The following is a 17449-nucleotide window of genomic DNA, read 5'->3' as shown; positions in this document are numbered from 1 at the left end:
CACACACTTGTCCGCGAAGAGCACCATGCTGCGGCTCAGGATGTCGATACTGTTGAGGATACTGCGGATCGGCACGGCGGAGGAGGCGCCGAGGTCCAGTTCTCCGGAGAAGGCTCCGAAGCCCACGCCCGCCTGATTCCCCGCTACGCGGTGGCAGGCCAGAATCATCACTTCCGTCATGACCGGATTGATCTTGCCGGGCATGATGGAAGAACCGGGCTGCACTGCGGGGATGACGATGTCCCCGAATCCCGCGCGCGGCCCGGAACCCATCAGGCGGATATCGAGGGCCGCCTTCGCCGCCACGGTGGCGAGAGCTTGCAGGTGCGCGTGCAGGATGATGAAGGAGTCGGAAGCCTGAAGGCCGTCGAACAGATTGGCGTCACGGCGAATCTCACGCCCGCAGACGGCTGAAAGATTCTTGTAGATATGCTCCGAGAAGCCGGGCATACATCCCATGCCCGTACCCACGGCAGTGGCGCCGAGCACGCCGGTGGACCAGCGTGCCCGTTCCCTCTCCAGCAACAGCCGATTCCGACGTATTCCCGCAGCATAACCGGAAAATTCTTGCCCCAGCGTGATCGGTACGGCATCCTGCAAACAGGTACGTCCCATCTTGACCACATCGGCGAACTCTGCGGCCTTGGCGTCCAGAGCCGCCTCAAGGTGCGCAGCGGCCTTGAGAACCCGGCCCACTTCATTATGGATAGCGATCCCCTTGGCGGTCGGCACCACGTCGTTGGAGGACTGGCACATGTTGACGTGGGTATTGGGATGAACCTGATCGGAGCCCTTGTATCCGGTAAGAATCTCATTGGCCCGGTTTGCCAGCACTTCGTTGGCGGCCATATTGAAGGGGGTACCCGATCCCCGGAAAATACACAGGGGAAAATCGGCATTGAAGGCTCCGTCCGCCATTTCGTCGCAGGCCCGCATGATGGCATCCGCCTTGCCCGCATCGAGCGCGCCGATTTCCTTATTGGTCAGGGCGCACGCCTTCTTCACTTGGGCGACGGCCTTGATGAAGGCCGGATAAGCTTCCAGCGGATCGTCAGTGATGGCAAGACATTGGCGGTTACGTTCCGTCTGAATGCCGTAATAGACTTCATCGGGCAACAGCATTTCACCGAGCGCGTCGGTTTCCTTACGCATGAACGTTCTCCTCAAGTGGCAAATAATCGTTGAGGCTCCGTCAGCCGATGGAGCGCATCCCGCCATACTTTTTCAGCAGGGCAACGCTCCCGGCACGGTGTGCGAGCGCTTCCACGTCGAAAAGCTCCTCCGCCGCATCCGCGGGGATGAGTTTTTCGCGAAGGGCCGCTTCCTTGCAGGTGATGCCCTCCCTGTAGGCTATCCCGGCGATGCGGCTTCCGGTTTCATAGCCATACAACGTGCTGACGATGGCGGCGAGAGATGTGGATTCCTCGGCGTAACGGCGGCACACCGCCTCGTTGGCGACAATGCCCTCAACGCACTTTTCGCTGAACAGGGCGAAGCCGTTGCCGATCATTTCCAGAGACTGCAACAAGGCGAAGAAGCTGACCGTGGCGTTGCTGGCCAGATCGAGATCGCTTGCGGAGGCGTTCATAGTGATCGCCCAGTCGTTTGCCGCCACCTGATGCATGATCTGGACGACAAGGTCGCACATGAAGGGATTGATCTTGCCGGGCATGATGGAAGAACCGGGGGCCACGGCAGGCAGGCGGATTTCACCGAAGCCCGACCGGGGACCAGAGGACAGCAGGCGGAAATCGTTGGCGATCTTTCCGGCGGAACAGGCGAGTACCTTGAGCGCGCCTGACAATGTGAGAAGGCCGTCGGCATTCTGCATGGCGTCGAACAGCCCGGCATCGGAGACGGGGCTCCCCTCCGGCGTATCCGGCAAGTGCATTTCGAAGCCGACAATGGCGCTCAGGTGCGGATAGACGGCCTCCACATAGCCGGGCAGCACGCCGAGCCCCGTTCCGATGACCGTACCGCCGAGCACGCCGACGCGGAAGTCCTCGCGCAAGGTTTCAAGGCGTTCCCGGCTGCGGCGGATGACCCCGTGGAACCCGGCGAACACCTGGCCGAGCGTCATGGGCACGCCGTCCTGCAGGCAGGTCCGCCCCAGACGCACCACGCCTCCGAACTCTTTGGACTTGCGGGCGAAGCTGTTTTCGAGCGCAGCCACGCCTTCCAGCGCGCGGCCCGTCTCGCGGTACAGAACGATGTTCTCCGCCGTGGGGTAGACGTCGTTGGAGGACTGGCACATGTTGACGTGCGTATTGGGATGGACCTGCTCGTATCCCTTGTGCCCCGTGAGCAGTTCGTTGGCCCTGTTGGCGATGACCTCGTTGAGGTTCATGTTGATGGAAGTGCCGCCGCCGCGCCAGATGTTGACGGGAAACTGCCCTTCCATCCGGCCTTTAAGGATGTCGTCGCAGGCGCGGACAATGGCGCCTGCCTTATCTGCGCCGAGCGCGCCGATGTCCCGGTTCGCCAGCGCGCAGGCCTTCTTGATTTCCGCCAGCGCGCGAACCACGGCGGGATAGTCGTTGAAGGTTTTGTCCGTCACATCGAAATTCGAGAGGGAACGGAACGCCTGAATGCCGTAATACGCCCCGTCCGGCAACGGCATTTCGCCAAGGGCATCTTTTTCTATACGCATGGGCTTGGTATCCTGCTGAAAGGGAATGAAGGGGACACCCCCTGCACATTAGAGCACAAAAGGTTCGTCCCACATCTTGACGGTGGTCCCGAGGCCCTTTTCCCGCGCGTTGGCAAGGAGAAGGGAACCGAGGGCCACATCCTGCACGCCGAGGCCGACGGTGTTCACGTAAATGATCTCGTCGTCCGATTCCCGGCCGGGGCGGTCGCCGACGACCACAGCCCCGATCTCGGCGGTGATGTCCTCATCCTTGAGTTTTCCGGCGAAAAACATGTGCGCGAGGCTCGACACATCGCGGTGCTTGATCTGTTCCCAATCGTCGACATACCGCTTGTCCGCCGCTGAAATGACCTCGTACTCGCATTCGTTGCCGCCCACGTGGATGTAAAGCATCCCCGGCTCCAGATGGCTCCGCAGCAGCAGAGGCTCGGTGCTTCCCGTGGCGGTCACGACGATGTCCGCGCCCTTGACGGTTTCGTCGACCGTAGAGCAGACGGCAATCTTCCTGCCCGTGCGTTTTTCCATATGCCGGGCGAAGTTCTCGGCCTGCGCGCGATTCACATCGTAGATGCGGATTTCCCTCGTCTGCGGGCGGGCCACGAGCAGCGCCATGAGCTGCGTCCGTCCCTGGAACCCGCCGCCTACGATGGCGATCGTCCGGGTATCCTCCTTGGCGAGATGCAGGGCCGCCGCACCCATGTTGGCCCCGGTGCGGATGGCGCTCAGAAGCACGCCGTCCATGATCGCCACCGGGTAGAGCGTGACGGGATCGTTGATGATCACCAGCGCCGCCACTTTGGGCATACCCGGCGCGCGGACGCTTTCGGGGGAGACGGCGATCCACTTGATGCCCCCAGTGCGGATGTCCCCTCCTATCCAGCCGGGCAAGGCGTTGATGCGGCCCTTTTCCCATTCCGTTTCCACGCCGCCCCAGCGGATGACCCCCTTGCTCGGAAGCACGGTTTCCCCGCGCCAGTGAAGCCCATAGACTTTTTCCATGAGCGGCACGGCCTGCTCCATGTTCAGGACGCCCGCTTCGATGACTTCACGCTGGGAAAGGAACAGCAGGGAATGCGAAGTGTCAGCCATTGTCGTTTCTCCGATTACTTGAAAGAAGGGTGAGGGTTACCCGCGACGGGACCCGAGCCACTGCCAGAGGAGTGCGCAAGCCACAAGGCCGACGCCGATGAGATCCGTAACAAGGCCCGGTTGGATGAGAGCCAGCGAACCGAGCAGAAACAACCCCCGCTGCCCCATGTTGAGCACGCGATCCCTGAACGCGCCCTGAAGCGCCGAGCCGAGGAAGAAAACCCCGCAAAGCGAGGTTGCAAGCGTGCCCATGATTTCGGGAAGGCTGCCCTGCCAGAGCAGCGACGGCGCGTACACGAACATGAACGGGACGATGAAGGCCACGATGCCGAGGCGCACGGCGGTCAGGGCCACGCCCATCGGCTTCGTCTTGCCGAGCGAGGCTGCTGTGAACGCCGCGAGCGCAACGGGCGGCGTGATCGCGGACAGGCAGGCGAAATAGAAAATGAACAGATGCCCGGTAAGGGCGGGTACACCGAGCCCGGTCAATGCGGGAACGATGACCGCGGCGCAAATGAGATAGGCCGCGGCGGTCGGCAGGCCCATGCCGAGGATCAGCGACGACCCCATGGTCAGGATGAGGGCTACGGGCAGGATACCGCCGGAGAGCGCGATGATCCCGCTGGCGAACTTCAGGCCCGTACCGGTGAGGTTCAGGACGCCGATGATGATGCCCGCGGTGGCACAGGCGGCGATAAGCCCCACGGCCTGCTTGGCCCCGTCCGCGAAACCCGCCACAAACTGCTCGGGCGTGAGCCGGGTGCTCTTACGCAGGAACGTGCAGAGAATCGTGGAATAGATGGCCCAGATGGCCGCCTTGATGACCGAGGCGTTCAAGCCGATGAGCACGAAGATCAACACAAAGATCGGGATGACCAGATGCCCCCTCTCCAACAGCACCTTGCGGGCGTCGGGCAGCTCGTCCTTGGCGTAGCCGTGCAGCCCTTCTTTATAGGCTTCAAGGTCGATCATGTAGAAGATCGAGACGAAATAGAGGATCGCCGGGATGACCGTGGCGAGGGCTACGTCGAGATACGGGGTGCCCGTCAGCTCGGCGATGATGAACGCCGCCGCCCCGAGGATGGGAGGCGTCATCTGCCCGCCCGTGGAGGCCACGGCTTCCACGGCGGAGGCGAATCGCGGCGAGTAGCCGACCTTGATCATCATGGGGATGGTGAACGTCCCGGAGGCCACCACGTTGGCCGCCGAGTTGCCGGAAATCGTACCGAACAGGGCACTGCCGATGACGGCCACCTTGGCCGGCCCGCCGCGCTTGCCGCCGGCAACGGCCATGGCTATGTCGATGAAGAACTGCCCTGCCCCGGTGCTGGCGAGGAACGCGCTGAACAGGAAAAAGAGGAATACGAACGAGGCCGACGTCGCCAGCGGTGTGGACAACATACCGTCCATTCCGGTGATGTAGCTGAAAACACGCGCGAAGCTGTAGCCCCGGTGCCCGCCAAGGCTATAGGGAAGGTATTTTCCGAGCAGCGCATAGGCGAGGAAAAAGATGGCGATGGCGGGAAGAATCCAGCCGTTGGTGCGCCGGGTCATCTCGAGGATCAGGACGACGATAATCGTGGAAAAGAACAGGTCGAGGCTGGTGGGAGCCACGCCGACGCGGTAGATGATCGTATCCAGCTCAAGGATGAAATAGATGCACGCCGACGCCGCCAGCAACATGCAGGCCCAGTCGCCCAGCGTGGGCATCCTCTTGTTGGAGCGCCGGGAAAAGGGGTACAGGAAATAGGCCAGCACAACTCCGAAGCAGATGTGGGAATAATAGAGCGCCCAAGGCTCCATTGAGCTGTACCCCAGGAACCAGATGTGGAAGGCGGCCATGCCGAGGCCGATGGCATAATACAGATATTTGAGGGCTCCGGTCGGTTTCCGGGATGTGTACCCCTCCTCGCTCAACGTTTCCAGAGTGTCGTCATCGGGCAGATCCGTGGTGCTCATGGCTGTCTCCAAAAAGAGTCTTGGGGCAAGCACCGGGGCGGGCGGCCGTCCCGGTGCGGCAACAGTGCCTTACTTCGCTTCGGCGGGAATCAGCTTGTCGGGAATGGTCAGGCCGATTTCACGGTAGTACTTGATGGCGCCCTTATGGAGAGGCACGCTGCTGTACAGGATGTCCTCGGGCTTGGTTTTGGCCATGTCCTTCACCGCGTTGGCGAGCTGAGGCAACACTTCAAAGGTAGCCTTGGTCATGTCGTAGACGAGCTCTTCAGGGAGATCCTTATGGGCCACGGCGAAGTTCCACAAGGAAATGACGTGGATATCCTCTTTGGCGGCCTTGTAGGTGCCCTTGGGGATAACGCCCTGCGTCCAGTAGGGATAAGCCTCGAGCAGCTTGCTGAAGTCTTCCTGCGTCATGGTCAGCAGATTGATCTCGTTGGATGCTTCCATTTCCATGATGACGGGAGCGGGGACGCCCATAACGGAAAAGGACGCCTGCGTCTGGCCGTCACGCAGGGTATTGAGCTGCTGGCTGGCGGGCATCCCGCTGACCTTGGCGGGCTTCAGGCCAAGGGTTTCGATGATCGCCCGCGCGGCGAGGAAACTGCTCGAACCGGCGGAAGAAGAGGCTACATGCTTGCCGTCGATATCATGGATGGTCTTGAGGCCGGAGTCCGCCAAGGCATAAATCTGGAGGTAGCTGGGGTACAACGGAATGAAGGAGCGCATGGCCTGGAATTTCTGAGGAACTTTTCCCTTGCCATTGTACATGTCCCCAGCCTGCCACGCCGTCACCATGCCGAGGTCCATTTCCTTGTTTTCGATGAGCATGATGTTCGTTTCAGGACCGCCGGTCACTTCGATGGAGAGATCCACCTTGTCGCCGAGCCTGCCGTTCAGCGCGTTGCTCCACGTGCCCCCGAGAACGTAATAGGAGCCCCCTCCGGTGGACGTGCCCATAAGCAGACGCTGCTTGGCGTGAGAGACCGGAGCGGAAACGGCCAGAGCCATAACGGCGACGCCCACGAATTTCCAAAACGTTCTGAACATAACCCTACTCCTCGGTTAAACTGTTCCCTGCACGAAACACCGAACCGGAACGCCGGATCAGCGCATGTCTATGACTATGAGCCACGCCCTGGGGGCGGCGGCCAGAGACACCGTTTCGGGCCCGGAGACCCGCACGTGATCGCCGGATTGGAGGATTTGCCGATCCATGCGGATGCGGCCGCTGACCACATAGATGAACGTCTTGGAGCCAGCGGGAACGAAATGCTCAAGCGGCGTCTGCTCCAGAGAGGTAAGATAGACGTCGGCATCCACATCGAAGGGAAGCGGAAGGCCCTTCGAGGGCGACTCTGCCCTGCCGGAGACGACATTGAGGAGATGATCCGCCATGAGCGAAGGCGAAAACGTCCTCATTTCGTGATAGGGATGGGTGTGCAGGCAACGGGGCTGAAAGCGCACGCTCATGAAACGCAGCATGGAGTTGCCGTAGTTGGCCGTTTCCCGGGCATAGCCGGTTCCGGCCGTAACGCGCTGCACGGTCACAGGCTTGAGCACAAGCGAATTGTTCAGGGTATCTACGCACTTCTGCGTCCCCTCGACGACGAAGAAAAGCTGCTCGCAGTTATGGTGAGGATGCATCTTGAACCCGGCCGCCGGGGGAACCCGGTAGTCATTGAACACGAGCAGAGAACCGAACGCGGCATTGCGGGGATCGAAGTAGTTGTTGAAAGACAGAAGGCTCGTCACGCTGATGGTGCCGTACTGTTCCGTATGACATGCGGATAGGGGAATGACATCAATCATCGTCGGCCTCCCGAATGCGCTCCAGCATGTCGCTGTCCAGATAGCTCCTCCAGATGGAGACGACCTTGCCGATCAGCGGGACAAAAAGGATTTTGTTCATGTCCAGAATGACCGGGGAGTATTTCACATTGTTCGAATAAAAGATGAGCAGGTTGCTCTGGACGCAGCACCGCTTCAGGGACGTACCCACGGCATCGCCCGCATCAAGACGCACGCCAAACAGATCCCTGCCCAAGTTCTGTTCCATGAACGGATGGTAGATGAAACACGGCTGAATATAGGCAATGTCACCGGGCATGATTTCCGGGGCCATGCTGTCGTCACCGACGATGATGGCGTAGGGCTGGCGGAATTCTCCAGTCTGAACGAATGAACTCGTTTCGCGCAGCCACCCGGAGGGGACCGGAGGTTCCTCCAGCGTCTCTGAACGGGAGAGATACAGGGGAATCCAAACCGTCATCCCCTCCGAAGCGGGTTTTTCCCGTCCTATAATGAAGTCCGAGAAGATTCTGCTTCCCTGAAAATCGGAATCCTGTATCCCATTGCGGCCAAGAAGATAGTCCACGCTCACCTGTAGCGCTTCGGCTATAGTGCAAAGCGTCGCATAGTCCGGCTCGCTCCTGTCATTGATATAGTTGCAGAGCCGGGAGCGGGTTATACCCAGACGCAAAGCGAAATCCATTTGAGATTGACGCTTTTTTGCCAAAAGAGATTTAAGCCGCTTTCCAAAAGACATAGTTCCCTCTTTGTTTTGAGTGTATGGAAAATGGTTCCTTTTCTGTCAACGTAGAGTAAAATGTTCTTCATCTCTTTGACTCAAAATAAAAAGTGAATAGATTTCATTTCATTATATTGGTTAGAGCATCGTTTTTTCTCCTTAAAAAATCTTTTTGAAGTTACAAAAAATACACAAAAAATGCTTTCATGTGCATTTTTGTGTACAGAGAGCCCGCAGGAGTCGAAATATCGACATACTACGGGCTACACATGCTTTCACAGAGCTATGAATATACGGTTATCTATTAAAAATATCTTTGTTTATAGTATGTTACCTAAAATAAAGGTGAACAGAATCAAAGCCGCCTGTCAACACGCCGAGGGCTTCCGAAAACGCGGCGAAATCCGTCATCCGGATGGCATCTATATGTTTTCTTAACAGAAATGATGTGGTGGATAAGAGATAGGCAAAAATGGGATGGGTATGTGCCAAAAGAGTGTGTGAGCGAATCGTGGCATCCCATCCATACCGAATGGTACAAAATTCCCCCGAAAAGGAGATGACGAGACACATCCTTGCTTCATTTTTGAGCAATTACACATCGATACCACGGCGAACTGCGTAAGGAATCCTATCCTGCCCATGAGAGAGCCCCCTTCCTTCCGGTCGGGGGCTTCTCCTGCATTCCCATGTCCCTGATGGGCATCGCCACGATGCCGAGCGTATAACCACACATCCAGATTTAGAGGCTGGAGAGCGGGGTCATGCCGTGCCCCTCTTCAAGAGCTTGTTGGCGATCCACTGATGTTTTGGTGTCTTTCTTAAGGCCACTACAGGCATATCCACGTGTACTCTCAGTAAAGCCCAATCCAACGAGGGCATTCAGGATGCCACATCTTGACGCTTGCTCGCGTTGCCGATGCGCTCGGGAGAACTAATGGAGACATTTGAAAAGCCCCTACCCGTTCCTTCAACATATTCCAATTTGGCGATAAAGCTCGCGAACGACATCGGCCTGAAAACAAAGCAACTGTATGAAACAGAGGGGAAATTAAGAAGCAGATAATTTTCGGCGTTTGGTGACCCGTTTTGAACGTTTCTGGGTACACCTTGGCTTTATTCAACCAAACTAGATGCATTAGATTCTTCTTAGAAACATTTTGAAATGCCCTCCAATATGTCTTTCCCCGCAAAAGCTACAAAAAAGGCTCCGTTATGGGGGAGCCTTCCTTATCTACGATGTCTGCCGAGCTTTTTTCCAGTCGGCATACGCCGACAGGAGCAAGTCCATGTGGCGCGGGATCTGCACTTTCAGGTTGTATTCCTCCACAATGCTCTGGCGGGCAGCCGCTCTCACCGGGCCCATGGCATCCGAGCGGGCCAACAGTTCCGCCGTCATGTCGGCAAGCATGTCGTGATCCCAGAAGTCACACAGGAACCCGTTTTCGCCGTGCCTGACCACTTCCCGGACAGGTTCCGTATCCGAACTGACCAGCAGGCAGCCACAGCTCATGGATTCGAACAGCCCCGCCGAAAGCGCGAACGGTGCCGTAAAATACACATGCACCGTGGAAGCCCGCAGCAACAGCCGATAGTCCTCGTAAGGACGGAACCCCACGAAATGGACACGGCGGGAATCGACAGGCACCTCTTCCCGCAGGCGCTCCAGCGAAACGGTCTCATCGCTCCCCTGCCGCTCCGACGCCATGATCAATACATGGCACTCGGGACGCGCCGCGAGCAACCGGGGCAAGCTCCTGTAAAACTGGGGGAAACCACGAAAAGGTTCCAGCCCCCGGCCCGAAAACGTCACCAGTTCCTTGACGGTGGAAAGATCACATCCCTCGATACGGAAGCGCTCGGGCTTCGGGGAAAAGAAATCCGTGTCCACGCCCTCGTGGATCACGTGGATATCCTTTGCAATCTGCTGCGGGTACTGCTTTTTTTGCCAGCTCGTGGCCGTGACCGCCAGATCGCATTCCGCAAGGGCATTGAGCTGGCAGAGGTTACGGACGCGGCTCTGGGCAAACTCCACGGCGGGTCGGGCCGCCCCTTGCGTAAAAAAGGTGTAATTGGCCCCTTTTGTATAATACCATTCCGCATACACGGCATGGAACGCCTGAGGGAAAATATCCTGCGCGAAAAAACTGCATCCCCATCGGGGATGGGCGTAGACGATATCCGGTTCAAAGCCGCTCTGTTGCAGCTTCAACAGCGCATTGGCAAAACGTGAACCGTAGCGCATCATCTGCATCAATTCCCGCTCTGCCCTGTCCTTCGCCATAACCGGCTGGACGCCGGAAACCGTCAGGTTCCGAACGCCGGGAAGCCACACATCCCGCCTGCTCCGCTCCGAAAGGAACACGATTTCATTGCCGGGAAGCCCGCCCAAGCGCGCCGCCAACTGCCGAAACGGCCCCGGAAACGTATGATGCAGAAAAAGGATGCGCATAGCCCACACCGGTCCCTTTGTCTCGTTAGGCGTTTTCGTCAGCAAGGCTTCTGACGAACTTTTCCCCCGCAGGCGTCTTCAAGTATTCACGCAACGCGTGCACAACATGTTGATCATACTTAGCCGATTCGGATTCCAGAATGTTCAGGGCCACGTCCACGGACTTGGCGTTACGATACGAGCGGGGCCGGATCAGTGCGCAGAACGTGTTCGCAACCGACAGGATGCGGCCGTAAATGCCGATCTCGTCCCCGTGCAGCTTTTCAGGATACCCGGAACCGTCCATAAACTCGTTCATCTGGGAAATGGCTTCCACGACGGGCAGTTCGAAGTTGATGTTCTTCAAGGTTTCCCGGGCATATTCCACATGCCGCTCCATAGCCTGACGCTCTTCCGGCGTGAAGGCGCCGGGCTTGGTCAGCAGTTCGCGGGGCAGCTGCATCTTGCCGATCTGCGACAGGCTGGCAGCCGTGCGGACGGTGCTCTCGTCTTCCTCGCTGAGGCCGAGGGTCTTGACCAAATCGCCGCCCAGGTTCGCCATATACGAGGACTGGCCGCCCAAATACGGGTCGACGGCCTCGATGGCGTGCATGAACGCGGCGATGGTCTGCCGGACCATACGCTGGTTACGCTCCTGCGCATCGACAAGCTGCGTGATGTCGCGGAACACCGAAACCGTACCGGTGATCACGCCGCTTTCGTTGCGGTACGGCGAGCACGTGATCTGATAGTGGTACTTCTTCGACTGCAGCCACATCACGTCCTTGAACATGAAAGACTGCTCGCTTTGGATGGCCACGTCCAGCTGCTTATACAGCCGCAAGGCGGTGTCATAGCCAAAAATCGCCGCGCAATCCATGCCCACAAGCTCTTCGTCGGAACGCCCAACCATACGCGCGAACGCCTGGTTGGCATACTGGACCATGCCGCCCTTGTCGGTCAGGACGATGCCGTCCACAAGCGCGCTGTTGATGCCGTCGAGGAGCTGCTTCTGCTGATTGGAAATCTGATACAACTGGAGCAGTTCGGCGCTCACATTCCGGGCGTTGCGCCCCACGAGCCACCACCAGACGGCCAGCAGGGCCAGCAGCACGACCACGACCGCAATGACCGCCCATATGACGATCGCATTGCGCTGCGCCAGGAAGGGCTTGAGCGCGGCGGCCTCCGGCACTTCCTGCACGACCAGCCACGGCAGCTCGGGAACCTTTACGCCGATGCTGTATACTTCATCAGGCGAGCCGGCCTCCCCTCCCCGGATCCCGAACGGCAGGCTGTCGTTCTGCCCCAGCTGCCAGTCGGGCAAATTCTGGATATCCGCGGACAGGGGCAGAAGATCTTGCAGCTTGGTTCCGACGATCTGGAAAACGTGGGTAACGCCGAACGAACTCTCGCCCTTCGCCGTATCAATCGTTTCACCGAGGCGGGAAGAAACCATCAGAGACAGCAGGAGCGTAGCCACCGGCTTTTCCGAGCGGTTTTCAACATACTGGGGGGCGAAGATGGGAACGACCAAATCAAGGACCAGCCCATTGCTGGTCTTGCGCACGGGCAGGATGCTCAACTTGCCCGACTCGACCGTCTGCCGGATGCCCTGCTGCTGTTCCAGCGAGAGCGCCGGGGGCGTGACGTCCGTGGAAAGGTACGTCTGGGCGTCCGCATTGGTGATACGGGCGTGCAGGAAGCCGGAATAGGAAATGAACTCCTGCAAAAGGTTCTTCATAAGCGGAAGCTGGGAGGCCAGCTGCGACAGGTCGTCGTTCCCGGAGGGACTGTCCCCGGAGGCTTTCAGGAGCGGGGAGAGATCATTGCCCAGCCCGTTGACTTCCGAGGCGAACAGTCGGAAAAGATCCGCGCTGATCAGCCGGTTGGCCTGATTCTGCATGGAGTTGAACCAAAGCGAAAGCGCGTTGGCCTTGTTCTGAGCCGTAAATTGCAGACGGCGCTCCACATCCTGTTTGAGGGACGTTTCCGCCATATTGATGTTGAACCATGCCAGACTGCCCGCAGCGCACAGCACAAGCACAAGAATAACGGCCATAAACCAGCCCATGCGCCTGTACGCCGCGGACTTGTTTCCCACCTTAGACTGGGGAATGACTTGTTCCATAACGCCCCTCTCTTTATCCGTTCCACTCGTCTGCATGGTCGTTCACTACACGTTCCAGCCGGAGCCCGACGGGCTAACGGCCCGTCTTTTTAGGAGCGGAAGGCGTCAAATGCGCCCACCGATACTCCTCGTTCACTGAAAATTGCGGCCGATAATGCGAAAGCCGTTTGTGCGACAAGACCGCGTTGCTCAAATTGTCGAGTATCCATGCGTCCCCGTCCAGGTAGACGGCGGTGACGGCATGGTCGAGGTTGCGAAGCGTATCCTTCAGCACGACAATCCGCATCTGGGAAGCGGGAAAGCCCAGGTCGCGCAACGCGAAATACTTGGCGATGGCGAAGTCCTCACAGTCGCCCGACTTCTGAAAGAACTCCGCGGGCGTCTCCCAATAGTCCATGACGCCCCATACATCCATATCGGTGCGGTAAGGCCATCTGTTGATCAACACGTTCACGGCCTTCACCTGCTCAAGCGGGGGCAGGCCCGACAGCTTCGCCTTGATGTCCTTCCATGTTCCCTGACCGGGGAACTGCCGGTTAGCCACGTATCCCGGATTCTTCCGCTCCTTTTCCAGAACGGATGTCCATTTCGGCATGTTCCCTATCTTGCTCCTCATCTCCAGCGTCCCGAACAGCCGTATGGGGCCGCCCTCTCCCCGCTTTCCAGCCGGGGCCGCCTGCGCCTCCGGTTCCCGCGCGGGCTCGGCCGGGGTTACGGCTGGAGGCGGGTCGGACGGCGCCGCAACCCGGGCACCCTCCGCCTTGTTCCGGTTCGACAGAAGCGAACCGACGGAACTCCGCTTGAGGAGTATTTCGTCGTCATCATCCGAAGCAAACGCGCCGGGATACGGCAATCCGACGAAAACACTTACTGCAAGCAGGCCCGCGAGGACACGAAGCCACCTCCAGCGGATCATTTACCTTTCCCGCAAGGCGTTCTGCCGGGCCTTCAAAATCGGCTTCAAAATATAGTCGAGAACCGTCTTCTTGCCCGTCAGGATATCCACGGTCGTCACCATGCCGGGGATGATCGGCAACTGCTCCTTGCGGTACGAAATGGCGTTCTTATGCGTGCGGACCTTGACCAGATAGAAGAACTCGCCGCGCTTGTCCTCAATCGTATCGGCGCTGATCTGCTCAAGATCGGCCTCAAGCCCCCCGTAGATGGAAAAATCGTACGCGGAAATCTTGACCATCGCCTTCTGCCCCGGATGGAGGAAGGCCACGTCCGCGGGACGGACCCGGGCCTCGACCAACAGAGTATCGTCAAGCGGCACAATTTCCATGATTGCTTCGCCGGGTTTGACGACGCCGCCCACCGTGTTGATGTAAATCTGCTTGACGGTACCCCGGACGGGGGATTTCAATTCCGTCCGCGTCACCCGGTCGCCGCCGGCGGCAAGGGTTTCCTTCAACGAATTGAGTTCCGTGCGGCGCTTGCTGATTTCGGCGTTGATTTCCGCTTCCATTTCCGCCTTGCGCAACGTCAAACGCTGCTTCGCCTCTTCGGCGGCGGCCTGCGCCTTGGGGATGGAAGACGCCAGCGATTCGATATCCCCTTGCAGCGACACGACCTTCTGCTCAAGCCCCAGGTAGTCGACGCGGGAATAAATCTTGCGCTGCATCAGCGGCGCGGCGATGTTCCGCTGTTCAACGGCAAGCGCAAGGCTGCGTTCGGTCTGGCGTTTCCTGCCGGTCAGCTCTTCGACTTCGCGCGAGCGCTGCTCATACTGCGATTGCAGCAGGCCCATTTCGGCGTTCTGCTGCTGTTCGCGGGCATGGAAGATGGCCATCTGGTCAGCGATGGCCTGCGGGTGCGAAACCGACAGATCTTCCGGGAAGGCGGGCGATTCGCCTTTCAGCTCGGCGTCAAGGCGGATGATCGAAAGCTCGTTCTCCAAGATCCTGTTCTGGGCGTCGCGGTATTGGCTCTCGGCAAGTTTGTTGTCGAGCTGCGCAAGCGGCGTGCCCTTTTCAACGATTTCCCCTTCACCGACCAGGACGGCCCCCAGGATACCGCCTTCAAGGTTCTGGATGATCTGCGTTCGCTGCGACGAGATGACCTGCCCGTTGGCGTGGGTCACCTCATCGATTTCGGCAAAGTTCGCCCAGATGCCCAAAATGAGGAAAAAGAGGCCGACAGCCAATGAAAGGAAGCGCGCCCCGAGGCGCGGCTTGCGCGCCAGTGCGGCTTCCACCTCGTTGACGTAGGGGAGCTCCTCCGAACCGATGGCCTGATTGCGGGTATCGTTTGGGAGTTGAGGCTGTTGCGGTTTTTCAGGTTGCTGCGGCATGACTCAATCCTTACTGTTCGGTCCGGGGCGCGGGCTGCTCGCGCAGGCGGCGCAACACTTCGTTCTTCGGACCATCCGCAATGATACGCCCACCTTCCATAACGATGAGCCTGTCCACGAGTTCCAACATGCTCAGCCGGTGCGTGATCAGGACCAGCGTCTTGTTGCCCATCACCGCTTTGAGGCGGTTTTTGATCATCTGCTCGGACGCATTGTCCATGTTGCTGGTCGGCTCGTCGAGGATCAGGATGTCCGGGTCCCGCACCAGCGCGCGGGCCAGTGCCACGGCCTGGCGCTGGCCGCCGGACAGGGACATGCCCCGCTCGCCGACCTGCGCCCCGAACCCGGCCGGGTTGGAACGGATGAACTCCGTCACGCCCGCCAGCGTGGACGCCCGCAGGATCATCTGGTCGTTGATGGTGGGATCGCCGAGCGCGATGTTATCCCGGATCGTGCCGTAAAAGAGCACCACGTCCTGCGGCAGGAAACCGACCCTGCCCCGGAGATCCGCTTCGGCAAGCTGCCTGATGTCCACGCCGCCGAATTTCACGGCGCCGTCCCGGGGCTGGTACAGCCCGATCAGCATCTTGCCGAGCGTGGACTTGCCGGACCCCATCCGCCCGACGACGCCGACCTTCTCGCCGGGCTTGATGAACACGGAAATGTCCGTGAGGGCCAGACGTTCGGCGCCGGGGTAGGCAAACGCCAGATCCTCAAACGAGAACGAGGCGTCCAGCTTGCCGAACTCCACATACTCGTTGTCGTTCTGGCCTTCGGAGGGAAGCTGCATCAGCAGATCGAGCGCCTGCAGGGACATGCGGGAATTCTGCAGGCGGGTGAGGAGGCTTGCGATCTGCATCAGCGGGGCCATTGCCCGGCCCACCAGAATGTTCGAGCCGATGAGCCCGCCCATCGTCATGGTGCCGTCGGCGATCCGATAGACGCCCCAGATGACCATCCCCACGGACACGGCCTGCGTGACCAGCGTGGAAATGGTGATGGCGAGGTTGTTGTATTTTTTGGCCACGCTGCCGGCTTTGGCCGAAACTCCGACCACCTGTTCCCAGAGGTGCAGCATCCGGCTTTCGGCCATGCACGCCTTGAGGGTTTCCAGCCCGTTGACCAGCTCGACAAGCAGCGCGTTCTTCTGCATGTTCTGCTTATAGCCCTGCTCCGCCGTGCGCTTGCCGGCCTCCTGCAGCACGATGCCCGTAATGATGAGCACGGGAATGGCGCACAGCGGCAGAATCACCAGCGGGCCGCCGATATATCCCAGCAGGAGCAAAGCCACCACAAGGAACGGCAGGTCGATGAACGCCAGAAGCGTCGAGGAGCTGAAAAATTCGCGCAACGACTCGAATTCGCGCAGGTTGTTGACCAGCGCGCCGGTCGATTCGGGCTTGGCGTCCAGCCGCATGGTCAGCACTTTCTGCACCAGACGGCTGGAAAGCACGACGTCCGCGTTGCGGCCCGCCACGTCGACGAAGTAACTGCGCAGGTTGCGCAGCAGAAAATCGAAAAGGTAGGCTATCAGGATGCCTATGGCCAACACCCAGAGCGTATCCACCGCGTTGTTGGGAATTACGCGGTCGTACACGTTCATCACGAACAGGGGGCTGATGACGCCGATCAGGTTGATGACCACGCTGGCGAAGGCCACATGCCGGTAAATCGGCATGTAGTAGAGCAGGACGTCCCAGAACCAGCGCTTCCCCTTGAGGAGCCGGATGCGGTCGGCCCGCTGGTCAAGCCGGGCTTCGCGCGTGGCGAAAATGGCGTATCCCGTGTACTCGTCCGCCAGCATCTGAAGGGGGACGGGCTGCACGCCCTCCCCCGTTTCCGGGAAAATCACTTCCGCCTTGCCGTCATCCAGGGACGTCAGGACGCACGAGCGGTCACGGGACAACAGGAGGATACACGGAAGCACCAGCGTGGATATATCCTGAAGGCTCTTCCGGTAAACGATCTTCCCCTCAAGCCCCGCACGCTTTGCCGCGTGCAGGCAGGCCCCGGGAGAGACACGCCCCGTCCCGGCCAACCCCGCCATCAGAAACGCCGTGGAAACGGACTTGCCGCGAAGCCGCAGCAACGTAACCAAACTGTGCACCAGCGGCGGAATGAAATCCACGTCCGAAGGCGATAAACCGTCGTTGACCAGCGGGACAGGCTTCTTCTGTTCCGGCGTATCGGGCTCTCCCCCCTTCGGGGGTTGCATCACATCAGCCATGCGGGCACTCTCAACGCAGGAAACTAGCGCTTTTCCTGCTGATTTCTGGGCGATTCATAAAGCGGATCTTCCTTGATGCCCAGTTCGGGAAGCAGCATACCCGTGAGGGCATACAGTCTGTACGCGCCTACAACCACGTTGC

12 protein-coding genes are annotated in these 17449 nt (G+C 59.3%); all 12 read right to left on the bottom strand.

The window, feature by feature from the left end; all coding sequences use genetic code 11:
• On the bottom strand, window positions 1–1152 hold a 1152-nt coding region (locus tag HMPREF0178_RS00490; protein ID WP_009367943.1), incomplete at its 3' end, for a lyase family protein.
• Between the two features lie 40 nt (window positions 1153–1192).
• Window positions 1193–2650, bottom strand: coding sequence for a lyase family protein (locus tag HMPREF0178_RS00485; RefSeq protein ID WP_009367942.1), 1458 nt, complete (start codon window positions 2648–2650; stop codon window positions 1193–1195).
• Window positions 2651–2698: 48 nt separating this feature from the next.
• Complete coding sequence (locus HMPREF0178_RS00480) at window positions 2699–3739, bottom strand: ornithine cyclodeaminase family protein (RefSeq protein ID WP_009367941.1); 1041 nt, start codon at window positions 3737–3739, stop codon at window positions 2699–2701.
• A 36-nt stretch (window positions 3740–3775) separates the two neighbouring features.
• Window positions 3776–5698 (bottom strand): TRAP transporter permease, encoded by a 1923-nt coding sequence (locus HMPREF0178_RS00475; protein WP_009367940.1) that lies wholly within the window; start codon window positions 5696–5698, stop codon window positions 3776–3778.
• Window positions 5699–5767: 69 nt separating this feature from the next.
• Window positions 5768–6745 carry a TAXI family TRAP transporter solute-binding subunit gene (locus tag HMPREF0178_RS00470; RefSeq protein ID WP_009367939.1) on the bottom strand — a complete coding sequence of 326 codons (978 nt, stop codon included), beginning with the start codon at window positions 6743–6745 and terminating at the stop codon, window positions 5768–5770.
• A 57-nt stretch (window positions 6746–6802) separates the two neighbouring features.
• A complete protein-coding gene (locus tag HMPREF0178_RS00465; protein WP_009367938.1) occupies window positions 6803–7507 on the bottom strand; it encodes a pirin family protein in 705 nt (234 codons plus the stop codon).
• Window positions 7500–8243 (bottom strand): helix-turn-helix domain-containing protein, encoded by a 744-nt coding sequence (locus HMPREF0178_RS00460; protein WP_009367937.1) that lies wholly within the window; start codon window positions 8241–8243, stop codon window positions 7500–7502. The genes HMPREF0178_RS00465 and HMPREF0178_RS00460 overlap by 8 nt, the downstream gene beginning before the upstream one ends.
• 1216 nt (window positions 8244–9459) lie before the next feature.
• Window positions 9460–10677, bottom strand: a complete 1218-nt coding sequence (locus tag HMPREF0178_RS00455; RefSeq protein ID WP_009367936.1) for a glycosyltransferase — start codon at window positions 10675–10677, stop codon at window positions 9460–9462.
• 25 nt (window positions 10678–10702) lie between these two features.
• A complete protein-coding gene (locus HMPREF0178_RS00450; RefSeq protein WP_009367935.1) occupies window positions 10703–12787 on the bottom strand; it encodes an HD domain-containing phosphohydrolase in 2085 nt (694 codons plus the stop codon).
• A gap of 73 nt (window positions 12788–12860) precedes the next feature.
• Window positions 12861–13703, bottom strand: coding sequence for a transglutaminase-like cysteine peptidase (locus tag HMPREF0178_RS00445; protein WP_009367934.1), 843 nt, complete (start codon window positions 13701–13703; stop codon window positions 12861–12863).
• Window positions 13704–15080, bottom strand: a complete 1377-nt coding sequence (locus HMPREF0178_RS00440) for an HlyD family type I secretion periplasmic adaptor subunit (RefSeq protein ID WP_009367933.1) — start codon at window positions 15078–15080, stop codon at window positions 13704–13706.
• Window positions 15081–15090: 10 nt separating this feature from the next.
• The gene (locus tag HMPREF0178_RS00435; RefSeq protein ID WP_009367932.1) at window positions 15091–17307 is read right to left on the bottom strand and encodes a type I secretion system permease/ATPase; all 2217 of its coding nucleotides are present in this window, start codon (window positions 17305–17307) and stop codon (window positions 15091–15093) included.
• Window positions 17308–17449 lie beyond the last annotated feature (142 nt).

The organism is Bilophila sp. 4_1_30, from assembly GCF_000224655.1.
Lineage (GTDB): Bacteria > Desulfobacterota > Desulfovibrionia > Desulfovibrionales > Desulfovibrionaceae > Bilophila > Bilophila wadsworthia.
This window is presented reverse-complemented; position numbering and strand designations above follow the sequence as displayed.

Coding starts and splice junctions, on each gene's coding strand:
- HMPREF0178_RS00440 (WP_009367933.1), bottom strand. CDS start 15,080: ATGCCGCAGCAACCTGAAAAACCGCAACAGCCTCAACTCCCAAACGAT.
- HMPREF0178_RS00485 (WP_009367942.1), bottom strand. CDS start 2,650: ATGCGTATAGAAAAAGATGCCCTTGGCGAAATGCCGTTGCCGGACGGG.
- HMPREF0178_RS00460 (WP_009367937.1), bottom strand. CDS start 8,243: ATGTCTTTTGGAAAGCGGCTTAAATCTCTTTTGGCAAAAAAGCGTCAA.
- HMPREF0178_RS00455 (WP_009367936.1), bottom strand. CDS start 10,677: ATGCGCATCCTTTTTCTGCATCATACGTTTCCGGGGCCGTTTCGGCAG.
- HMPREF0178_RS00475 (WP_009367940.1), bottom strand. CDS start 5,698: ATGAGCACCACGGATCTGCCCGATGACGACACTCTGGAAACGTTGAGC.
- HMPREF0178_RS00445 (WP_009367934.1), bottom strand. CDS start 13,703: ATGATCCGCTGGAGGTGGCTTCGTGTCCTCGCGGGCCTGCTTGCAGTA.
- HMPREF0178_RS00450 (WP_009367935.1), bottom strand. CDS start 12,787: ATGGAACAAGTCATTCCCCAGTCTAAGGTGGGAAACAAGTCCGCGGCG.
- HMPREF0178_RS00470 (WP_009367939.1), bottom strand. CDS start 6,745: ATGTTCAGAACGTTTTGGAAATTCGTGGGCGTCGCCGTTATGGCTCTG.
- HMPREF0178_RS00480 (WP_009367941.1), bottom strand. CDS start 3,739: ATGGCTGACACTTCGCATTCCCTGCTGTTCCTTTCCCAGCGTGAAGTC.
- HMPREF0178_RS00465 (WP_009367938.1), bottom strand. CDS start 7,507: ATGATTGATGTCATTCCCCTATCCGCATGTCATACGGAACAGTACGGC.
- HMPREF0178_RS00435 (WP_009367932.1), bottom strand. CDS start 17,307: ATGGCTGATGTGATGCAACCCCCGAAGGGGGGAGAGCCCGATACGCCG.